At 71.5% G+C, this 8,608-nt stretch carries 9 protein-coding genes; 6 read left to right on the top strand and 3 right to left on the bottom strand.

The features are described 5' to 3' along the window. Together L0P92_RS38960 and mscL are read left to right on the top strand one after the other, a co-directional pair. Window positions 1-550: hypothetical protein (locus L0P92_RS38960; protein WP_372497400.1), on the top strand; the 550-nt coding region annotated here is incomplete at its 5' end. Between the two features lie 147 nt (window positions 551-697). Further along, on the top strand, window positions 698-1,156 hold the full coding sequence (gene mscL / locus L0P92_RS38955) for a large conductance mechanosensitive channel protein MscL (RefSeq protein ID WP_234767867.1): 459 nt from the start codon (window positions 698-700) through the stop codon (window positions 1,154-1,156). Between the two features lie 4 nt (window positions 1,157-1,160). Here the strand turns inward: mscL and L0P92_RS38950 are convergent, their stop codons facing one another. Continuing rightward, a complete protein-coding gene (locus L0P92_RS38950; RefSeq protein WP_234767866.1) occupies window positions 1,161-1,343 on the bottom strand; it encodes a hypothetical protein in 183 nt (60 codons plus the stop codon). A 114-nt stretch (window positions 1,344-1,457) separates the two neighbouring features. Here L0P92_RS38950 and L0P92_RS38945 point away from each other — a divergent pair, with 114 nt between their 5' ends. The 4 genes from L0P92_RS38945 (at window position 1,458) to L0P92_RS38930 (ending at window position 6,074) form a co-directional block, all read left to right on the top strand. Further along, window positions 1,458-2,693 carry a low temperature requirement protein A gene (locus tag L0P92_RS38945; RefSeq protein WP_234767865.1) on the top strand — a complete coding sequence of 412 codons (1,236 nt, stop codon included), beginning with the start codon at window positions 1,458-1,460 and terminating at the stop codon, window positions 2,691-2,693. A 67-nt stretch (window positions 2,694-2,760) separates the two neighbouring features. Beyond that, window positions 2,761-3,798: a P1 family peptidase gene (locus tag L0P92_RS38940; protein ID WP_234767864.1), complete on the top strand. Its 1,038-nt coding sequence runs from the start codon at window positions 2,761-2,763 to the stop codon at window positions 3,796-3,798. Between the two features lie 124 nt (window positions 3,799-3,922). Next, on the top strand, window positions 3,923-5,137 hold the full coding sequence (locus L0P92_RS38935) for a L,D-transpeptidase (protein WP_234767863.1): 1,215 nt from the start codon (window positions 3,923-3,925) through the stop codon (window positions 5,135-5,137). Window positions 5,138-5,327: 190 nt separating this feature from the next. Further along, window positions 5,328-6,074 carry a DUF6227 family protein gene (locus tag L0P92_RS38930; RefSeq protein ID WP_234767862.1) on the top strand — a complete coding sequence of 249 codons (747 nt, stop codon included), beginning with the start codon at window positions 5,328-5,330 and terminating at the stop codon, window positions 6,072-6,074. 33 nt (window positions 6,075-6,107) lie between these two features. On the opposite strand, the gene L0P92_RS38925 is transcribed toward L0P92_RS38930, so the two are convergent. Both L0P92_RS38925 and L0P92_RS38920 read right to left on the bottom strand, forming a co-directional pair. Beyond that, a complete protein-coding gene (locus L0P92_RS38925; RefSeq protein WP_234767861.1) occupies window positions 6,108-6,392 on the bottom strand; it encodes a hypothetical protein in 285 nt (94 codons plus the stop codon). Window positions 6,393-6,495: 103 nt separating this feature from the next. Continuing rightward, complete coding sequence (locus tag L0P92_RS38920; protein WP_234767860.1) at window positions 6,496-8,547, bottom strand: PTS fructose transporter subunit IIABC; 2,052 nt, start codon at window positions 8,545-8,547, stop codon at window positions 6,496-6,498. Window positions 8,548-8,608 lie beyond the last annotated feature (61 nt).

Raw genomic sequence — 8,608 nt, 5'->3', positions numbered from 1 at the left:
GGCACATGCTCGGGCAGGTCGACGCCGTGCATCAGCAGGTAGTAGAGCCCGTGCACGGCGTCGACCTGCCCGAGCATGTGCCCCAAGTACGCGGCCCGCCGCCGGGGCCCCGGCCCCGGCGCCCCGGGGGGGCGGGAAGGGCACCGCCCCCGGGCGGGCCGCGGCGGCGGGGCTCGCCGTCACCGCGGCCGCGCTCGTGGCGGCGGGGCCCGGTGAGACGGGCCCGGCGCGCGGGCATCCGGTGGCGGAGCCGGTCCGCCAACACCGTGCCGTCGAGCGGGTGTCCGCGCCGGTGCGGATCGCCGACGGGGCCACCGTGCGGCTGCTGCGGCCCGGTGACCGGGTCGATGTGATCGCCGCCGAGGAGCACGCGGTGGGCGGGGGCGGCGCGGAGGTGGTCGCGCGCGGGGCTCGGGTGTCGAAGGTGCCGGAGCCGCTGGACGCCGCGGGCGAGAGCGGGGCGCTGGTGGTGCTGTCGGTGCCGCGTTCCACGGCGGCGCGTCTGGCGGGCGCGAGCGCTACGGCGCGGCTGGCGGTGACGCTGTGCTGAGCTGGGTCGCGCCTGTCGTGCGCATGGTGCTCATCGCCCTGTCAAGCCCCTCGTTGAGGTGGTGCAATTGGACAGGATGGCCTAGCCCTGACGTAGGTTGCGGAGCTGTTCGTTCCACAACCTGTGCACACGAGGAGAGGCTCCGCGGTGAGCGAGAAGAAGGAACCGGGCGTCTGGGACGGCTTCAAGGCCTTCCTGATGCGCGGGAACGTCGTCGATCTGGCGGTAGCGGTGGTCATCGGCGCCGCGTTCACGAACATCGTGAACGCGGTGGTGAAGGGGATCATCAACCCGCTGGTCGGAGCGATCGGCACCAAGAACCTCGATCACTACAGCTCGTGCCTGAGCTCGTCGTGCGCGGGCGACCAGGGCATCCAGATCCTGTGGGGCTCCGTCCTCGGCGCGGCCCTCAGCTTCGTGATCACCGCGGCCGTCGTCTACTTCCTGATGGTCCTGCCGATGGCGAAGTACCTGGCCCGCGCGGAGGCCCGCCGCAAGGCGAAGGAGGGCACCCAGGAGGTCATCGAGGTGACCGAGCTGGAGGTCCTCAAGGAGATCCGCGACGCGCTGGTCGCCCAGCGCGGCTCGGGGCACGACCAGCGGTAGAGGCTCAGATGTGGTGGGGCGGCTTCTCGTCGAGGAAGCGCTTCAGATCGGCCGCGCCGTCACCGTCGGCGCGCGGCCGCTCGCCCCAGCCGCGGTCGGTGTCGTCCGAGGACTGCTGGTCCAGCGGGTCGTCGAAGATCAGCGCGGGCTTCGGCTCGCGCGGCTCGGAGGCGGGGGCGGTGCTCATGCGTCCAGGGTACGGCCCGCACGGCGCCGGCCTCCCCGGCCGCGGCCGTGGACCCTTGCGAGCGGGTGATCCCTTCGCAGGAAATTCCGCGCCTGATCTGCTGTGCTTGACCCCATGACGTCCAGTTCGACTCCCGCGCCGGACTCCCCCCGCCCGCCCGGACACCGCCGTCCCCTGCGTCGGCTCACGGCCCGGGGCCGTGGTGAGGCGCACCGTGCCGCCACCCCGCTGGAGCTCTTCTTCGACCTGTGCTTCGTCGTGGCCATCGCCCAGGCGGGCATCCAGTTGGTGCACGCCGTCGCGGAGGGGCACCCGGGCGAGGGGATCCTGAACTACGCGATGGTGTTCTTCGCCATCTGGTGGGCCTGGATGAACTTCACCTGGTTCGCCTCGGCCTACGACAACGACGACATCCTGTACCGGGTCGTCACCCTCGTCCAGATCGCCGGTGTGCTGGTCCTGGCGGCGGGTGTCACCCGGGCGTTCGAGGACCACGACTACCTGGCCGTGCTGCTCGGCTATGTGATCATGCGGCTCGCCCTCGTGACGCAGTGGCTGCGCGTGGCCAGGTCGAGCGACGGCCCGGAGCGACGGATGGCGCTGCGGTACGCCGTCGGTGTGCTGCTGTGTCAGATCGGCTGGGTGGGCCTGGTGGTGCTGCCCGAGGACACCAGGCCCTGGGTGTTCCTGGTGATGGCGGTCCTGGAGATGTGTGTGCCGCCCTTCGCGGAGCGGGACCACCCGACGTCCTGGCATCCGCGTCATATCGCCGAGCGGTACGGGCTGTTCACGATCATCGTGCTCGGCGAGACCATCGCCGCGGCCACGGTCGCAGTGAAGACCGGCATCGACGAGAACGACGCGCTGGGCGATCTGCTGCCGATCGCGGCGGGCGGGCTGTTGATCATCTTCGCCGCGTGGTGGATCTACTTCGTGGTGCCGATCCACGGCCATCTGCACTCCAACAAGCAGGCGTTCCTGTGGGGTTACGGGCACTACGTGGTGTTCGCCTCGGCGGCGGCGATCGGCGCGGGCCTGGAGGTGGCGGTCGAGCAGGCCGTCCACAAGGCGCACATCTCGACGCTGGCCGCGTCGGCGGCGGTGACCCTGCCGACGGCGCTGTATCTGCTCACCGTGTGGGCGCTGCACTCGCGCTACTTCAAGGTGGGCATCGCCCAGCAGCTGGTGCTGCCGACCGCGGCCCTGCTGGTGATCTGCTGCACCTTCCTGGGCGACTGGGCGGTGCTCGCGGCCGGTCTGGTCTCGGCGGGGACGGTGGCGACCGGGGAGACGCTGACGGCACGCCGGGCGGGCCGGGTGAACAGGGAGATGACGGCACCGGTCGGCTGACGCGGAAGACGGCCCCGTCCGGCGAGAGTCCCGCCGGCGGCGTGGGTGGCTGGACGACACTGGGCTCATGACAGTTGACGCTCTGACAGATGTCACCGGGCTGCGGGTGGGCCACGCGACCCGTGACGGCGACGGTTGGCTCACCGGCACCACGGTCGTCCTGGCGCCCGAGGGCGGGGCGGTCGCCGCCGTGGACGTACGCGGTGGCGGTCCCGGCACCAAGGAGACGGACGCCCTGGATCCGCGCAACCTCGTGCAGAAGGTCGAGGCGATCGTGCTGACGGGGGGCAGCGCGTACGGGCTCGACGCGGCTTCGGGGGTGATGGCCTGGCTGGAGGAACAGCGGCGCGGGGTGCGGGTCGGAGTGGATCCGGCGCATGTCGTGCCGGTGGTGCCCGCGGCCTGCGTCTTCGACCTCGGGCGGGGCGGCGACTTCCGCGCGAGGCCGGACGCGGCCACCGGGCGGGCGGCCGTGGAGGCGGCCGCGGCGAGCGAACCGGGCGCCGCGGTGCGGGAGGGCTGCGTGGGCGCCGGCACGGGAGCGACCGTCGGGCCGGTCAAGGGCGGGATCGGCACCGCGAGCACGGTCCTCGGCTCGGGGATCACGGTGGCCGCGCTGGTGGTGGCCAACGCGGCCGGGTCGGCCGTGGATCCGGAGACCGGTGTTCTGTACGGGGAGTTGTTCCAGGGTCGGGTCGAGTACCCGGAGGCGGGCCGTCACGAGGCGGCGCGGCAGCGGCTCGCGGAGATCGCGGCGAAGAGCGCGCCGCCTCCGTTGAACACCACGCTCGCGGTGGTCGCCACCGACGCGGACCTGACGAAGGCACAGGCGCAGAAGCTGGCCGGCACGGCGCACGACGGTATCGCGCGCGCCGTGCGGCCGGTGCATCTGCTCAACGACGGGGACACGGTGTTCGCGCTGGCCACCGGGGACCGCGCGCTCGACCAGGGGCATCCCCTCGCGCTGAACGAGGTGCTCGCGGCGGGTGCGGACGCGGTGACGCGGGCGATCGTGCGGGCCGTGCGGGCGGCCGGTTCGGTGGAGGGGCCGGGTGGAGTGTGGCCGTCGTACGGGGAGTTGTACGGGGGTGCGGGGCGACGTTGAAGTGTCGCGGTTCTGTCACGTGACGGCATTCACCGAGAACGCTGGGAACCCGGCGCGGGGGCGGTGACCTCTTCCCCCCTGGAACGGAACGCATCCCGCAGATCGCATGAAGATGGAGCAGATCGTGACAACGCCGGACATAGCAGCGCGGCGCGCACTGGGGGCCTGTGCCGCCCTGATGATCGGCGCCCTGACGCTCACCGCCTGCGGTGGGAGCGCCAACGCCGACAACGACGACAAGGCCGGCAAGGACTCCAAGTCATCCGCCGCGACGATCGAGATCTCGGCGAAGGACGGCTCGAACGGGGCGTCGATCAACTCGACCGGCGTGAAGGTCAGCGGCGGCAAGCTGACCGAGGTGAAGATGACGGTGGCGGAGAGCGGCCAGGCCGTGCCGGGCTCGCTGTCCGCCGACGGGGGCAGCTGGAAGCCGAAGGAGCAGTTGGAGCGGGGGACGAAGTACCGCATAGCGGCCGCCGCCAAGGACGGGGACGGGCGCGGCACGGCCGCCGACTCCACCTTCACCACGGTCTCCTCGGCCAACAGCTTCATCGGGACCTACACCCCCGACGAGGGCACCACGGTCGGCGTCGGGATGCCGGTGTCGTTCAACTTCGACAAGGCGATCGGCGACAAGAAGGCCGTCCAGTCGCACATCACCGTCTCCTCCAGCAGCGGGCAGAAGGTGGTCGGGCACTGGTTCGGCGAACAGCGGCTCGACTTCCGGCCCGAGGAGTACTGGAAGGCCGGCTCCAAGGTCACGATGAAGATCGACCTGGACGGCGTCGAGGGCGCGAACGGCGTCTACGGCGTGCAGAAGAAGACAGTCACCTTCACCATCGGGCACTCGCAGGTCTCGACGGTCGACGTGAACACGCAGACGATGACGGTCGTGCGGGACGGCAGGACGATCAAGTCGGTGCCGATCTCGGCGGGCAGCGCGGAGTTCACCACGTACAACGGGCAGATGGTGATCACCGAGAAGTTCGAGAAGCTGCGGATGGACAGCAGGACGGTCGGTCTGGCCAACGCGTACGACATCCCGGATGTGCCGCACGCGATGCGGCTGACGCAGTCGGGGACCTTCATCCACGGCAACTACTGGTACAACAAGGGCAACCCGCCCTTCGGCCGCCAGGGCACCAGCCATGGCTGCGTCGGCCTCCAGGACGTGCAGGGCGGACAGGGGGACACGCCGTCCAAGTGGTTCTTCGAGAACTCGTCGGTCGGTGACGTGGTGATCGTCAAGAACTCCCCCGACAAGACCGTGACGCCGGACAACGGACTCAACGGCTGGAACATGGCGTGGAGCCAGTGGGTGGCCGGCAGCGCCGTCTGATTCTCCTCGTGATCACCTGAAGCAGCGTCCCAGCAGGGATTCTTGACGGTTCGTCGGGCCGCGCGGGAACTTCTCGCGCGGTCCGCGCGTTTTACCGGACGTACGTTTTCTCGGTTCCCGGACATGATGTCCGACCGAGGGGCTACGGTATGCACCCACAAGGTGACATGCAGCAACGCCGGGAGAAACCTTGAGCGTTCCGTACGAGACGGCAGCGTACGAACCAGCCGAGTCGCCCGAGTCTCCGGAGGAGCATCTCGCGCGACTCCTCGGCCGCGCCCTGAACTCCTTCGAGTTGCCGGACGAGACGATAAGGCGGCTCGACTGCGCACTGGCTCACGACAGCTCGCTGCACTCCGCGCACCACAGCGCGGGGCTGCACCGCGAGACCTACCGGCACACCTGGCTGCTCGCCGACGGCTCGGCGCTCACGCTGTGGGAGCTCGTCCACAACACCGCCCGGGGCCGCGACCCGCAGCACGAGCTGTACGCCGACGAGGAGGAGCTGCGCGCCGCGACCGCGCGGCTGCCGCTGCCGCCGGACGCCCCGGACTTCGAACTGCCGGTGACGGTGCAGCTGTCGCCGATACCCGCGCCCCGGCACTCGTATGTGCCGGACGACTCGGCGGACCACGCGCGCCGGGTGCTGCGCCGGGCGGAGAACCCCGACCGGCCGGACGCGGCGACGGCCGCGCTGCTGGCCACGGCGTGCGCGCACCAGATCACCCAGGCCTTCGGACGCCCGTGCCGTGCGGCGCGCGCCGGGCTGTGCTTCTCGCTCTACGAGCACGCCTTCCTGCTGCCCGGCGGCGAGGAGGTCTCCCTCTGGGAGGTCGAGCACACGGCGACACCCGACGGGCGGCACATGTGCGAGGTCTACGTCAGCGAGGACGCGGCGCGCGAGGCGATGGAGCGGCGGGCGGCGCAGGTGCCGTGAGAGGCGCCACGGCCGGGTGCACCAAGGCCGTGCTCAGCGGCCCTTGTCGAGCTGTCGTACCAGTCCCGCGAAGGCGTCGAGTTCGGCCGGGGTGAGTTCGACGGCCTCCAGGTCGGGGGCGGTCTGACGCTGGTGCGGAAGGCCGGGGAGCGCCGGGCCGGAGAGCGCTTGGCCGGAATAGGCCCGGCCTGATGTGCGCCGGGGGTCCGTCGCGCGGTAGCGGCGCAGCAGACGGGTCAGTCCGGTCACCCACAGCGCGACCGCCAGGGCGAGTACGACGGGGCCCAGCAGCTGGAGGATCGTGACGTTTTCCGGCATACGCCCCAGTAGACACCACGGTCCGGGCCATGCGGCCCGGACCGTGACGTATCTCGCAGGTGCCGTGAACAACTCACAGCCCCCCAAAGGGACAAGCAGGGGCTTACGCGGCGACCGGCTGCTTCGCCTCGGCCGCCGGGGACACGGCGCCCGCGGTGCCCTCCGGCGCCGTCCGACGCATGCCCTTCAGCAGGATGACCAGGCCGGCCGTGACCGCCGTACCGGCCGCGATGGCCAGCAGGTAGAGGAACGGCTTGCCGATCAGGAAGGTGACCCAGATGCCGCCGTGCGGGGCGCGCAGGGTCGAGCCGAAGGCCATGGTCAGGGCGCCGGTGACCGCGCCGCCCGCCATGGACGCGGGGATCACGCGCAGCGGGTCGGCCGCCGCGAACGGGATGGCGCCCTCGGAGATGAAGGAGGCGCCCAGCACCCAGGCGGCCTTGCCGTTCTCGCGCTCGGCGGTGGTGAACAGCTTCTTGCGGACCGTGGTGGCCAGGGCCATGCCCAGCGGCGGGACCATGCCCGCGGCCATCACTGCGGCCATGATCTTCATCGCGGAGTCGCTGGGCGCCGCGACCGAGATGCCGGCCGTGGCGAAGGTGTAGGCCACCTTGTTGACCGGGCCGCCGAGGTCGAAGCACATCATCAGGCCGAGCAGGATGCCGAGCAGGATGGCGTTGGTGCCGGAGAGGCTGTTCAGCCAGTCGGTCAGGCCCTTCTGCGCCTCGGAGATCGGCTTGCCGATCACCACGAACATCAGGAACCCGACGATGGCCGACGAGACCAGCGGGATCACCACCACCGGCATGATGCCGCGCAGCACCGGTGGGATGTCGATGCGCTGGATGCCGAGGACCACACCACCGGCGATCAGACCGGCGACCAGTCCGCCGAGGAAGCCCGCGCCGATCGTCACCGAGATCGCGCCGCCGACGAAGCCGGGCACCAGACCCGGCCGGTCGGCCATGCCGTAGGCGATGTATCCGGCGAGAACCGGGACGAGGAAGCCGAAGGCGGCCGCGCCGATCTGGAAGAGCAGCGCGCCCCAGCTGTCGACCTGGCCCCAGTCGAAGTGCTCGGTGACCGACTTGGCCTCGTTGATCTGGTAGCCGCCGATCGCGAAGCCGAGGGCGATCAGCAGACCGCCGGCCGCGACGAACGGGACCATGTAGCTCACGCCGGACATCAGCCACTTGCGCAGCTTGGTGCCGTAGCCCTCGCCGGACTCGCCGGCGCGCTCGACGGGGGTGCCGGGCCTGGCGGCACCGGTGACCTCGCCGCGCTCGGCCTTGCCGCGGACCTCGGCGATGAGCTCGGCCGGGCGGTTGATGCCCGCCTTCACACCGACGTCGACGGTCGGCTTCCCGGCGAACCGGTCCTTCTCGCGTACGGCGACGTCGTGCGCGAAGATCACGCCGTCCGCCGCCGCGATGACGGCCGGGTCGAGCCGGGTGAAGCCGGCCGAGCCCTGGGTCTCGACGACGAGTTCGACGCCCGCCTCACGGCCCGCGTTCTCCAGCGACTCGGCCGCCATGTAGGTGTGGGCGATGCCGGTCGGGCAGGAGGTGACGGCGACGATGCGGAAGGGGCGCTCGCCGCCGGTTTCGGCGGGCTCCTCGGAGGTGGTGCCCGTGGCGGCGTCGGCGGAGGCCGCCACCGACGACGCCACGGAGTTTTCGGAGGGGGCGGAACCGGCGGCCTCGGCCGCCTCGGGCTCCTCGCCCCGGATCAGCGCCGCCGCCGACGCCGCGTCGCCCGCCGAGCGCAGCGCGTCCGTGAACTCGGCGTTCATCAGCTGCCGGGCCAGCGACGACAGGATCGTCAGGTGGGCGTCGTCCGCGCCCGCCGGGGCGGCGATGAGGAAGATCAGGTCGGCGGGGCCGTCCGCGGCGCCGAAGTCGATGCCGGCGGCGCTGCGCCCGAAGGCGAGCGTCGGCTCGGTGACGTGGGCGCTGCGGCAGTGCGGGATGCCGATGCCGCCGTCGAGGCCGGTGGGCATCTGGGCCTCGCGGGCGGCCACGTCGGCGAGGAAGCCCTCCAGGTCGGTCACCCGGCCCAGGGCCACCATGCGCTCGGCGAGGGCGCGCGCCGCGGCTTCCTTGGTGTCGGCGGACAGGTCGAGATCGACCAGGTCCGCGGTGATCATGTCGCTCATCGCGGGCTCCTTAGCACGCGTATCGCCCGGTGAGGCTGGTGGGCGGGGAAGGGGACGGGGG

The organism is Streptomyces muensis, from assembly GCF_021474425.1.
In the GTDB taxonomy this organism is placed as follows: Bacteria; Actinomycetota; Actinomycetes; order Streptomycetales; family Streptomycetaceae; genus Streptomyces; species Streptomyces muensis.
The sequence above is the reverse complement of the archived record's forward strand: the minus strand, read 5'-3'. Positions and strand labels throughout refer to the sequence as shown.

Excerpts from the sequence above, each read along its gene's own strand:
- L0P92_RS38925 (WP_234767861.1), bottom strand. The coding sequence starts at position 6,392 with ATGCCGGAAAACGTCACGATCCTCCAGCTGCTGGGCCCCGTCGTACTC.
- L0P92_RS38920 (WP_234767860.1), bottom strand. The coding sequence starts at position 8,547 with ATGAGCGACATGATCACCGCGGACCTGGTCGATCTCGACCTGTCCGCC.
- L0P92_RS38940 (WP_234767864.1), top strand. The coding sequence starts at position 2,761 with ATGACAGTTGACGCTCTGACAGATGTCACCGGGCTGCGGGTGGGCCAC.
- L0P92_RS38945 (WP_234767865.1), top strand. The coding sequence starts at position 1,458 with ATGACGTCCAGTTCGACTCCCGCGCCGGACTCCCCCCGCCCGCCCGGA.
- L0P92_RS38950 (WP_234767866.1), bottom strand. The coding sequence starts at position 1,343 with ATGAGCACCGCCCCCGCCTCCGAGCCGCGCGAGCCGAAGCCCGCGCTG.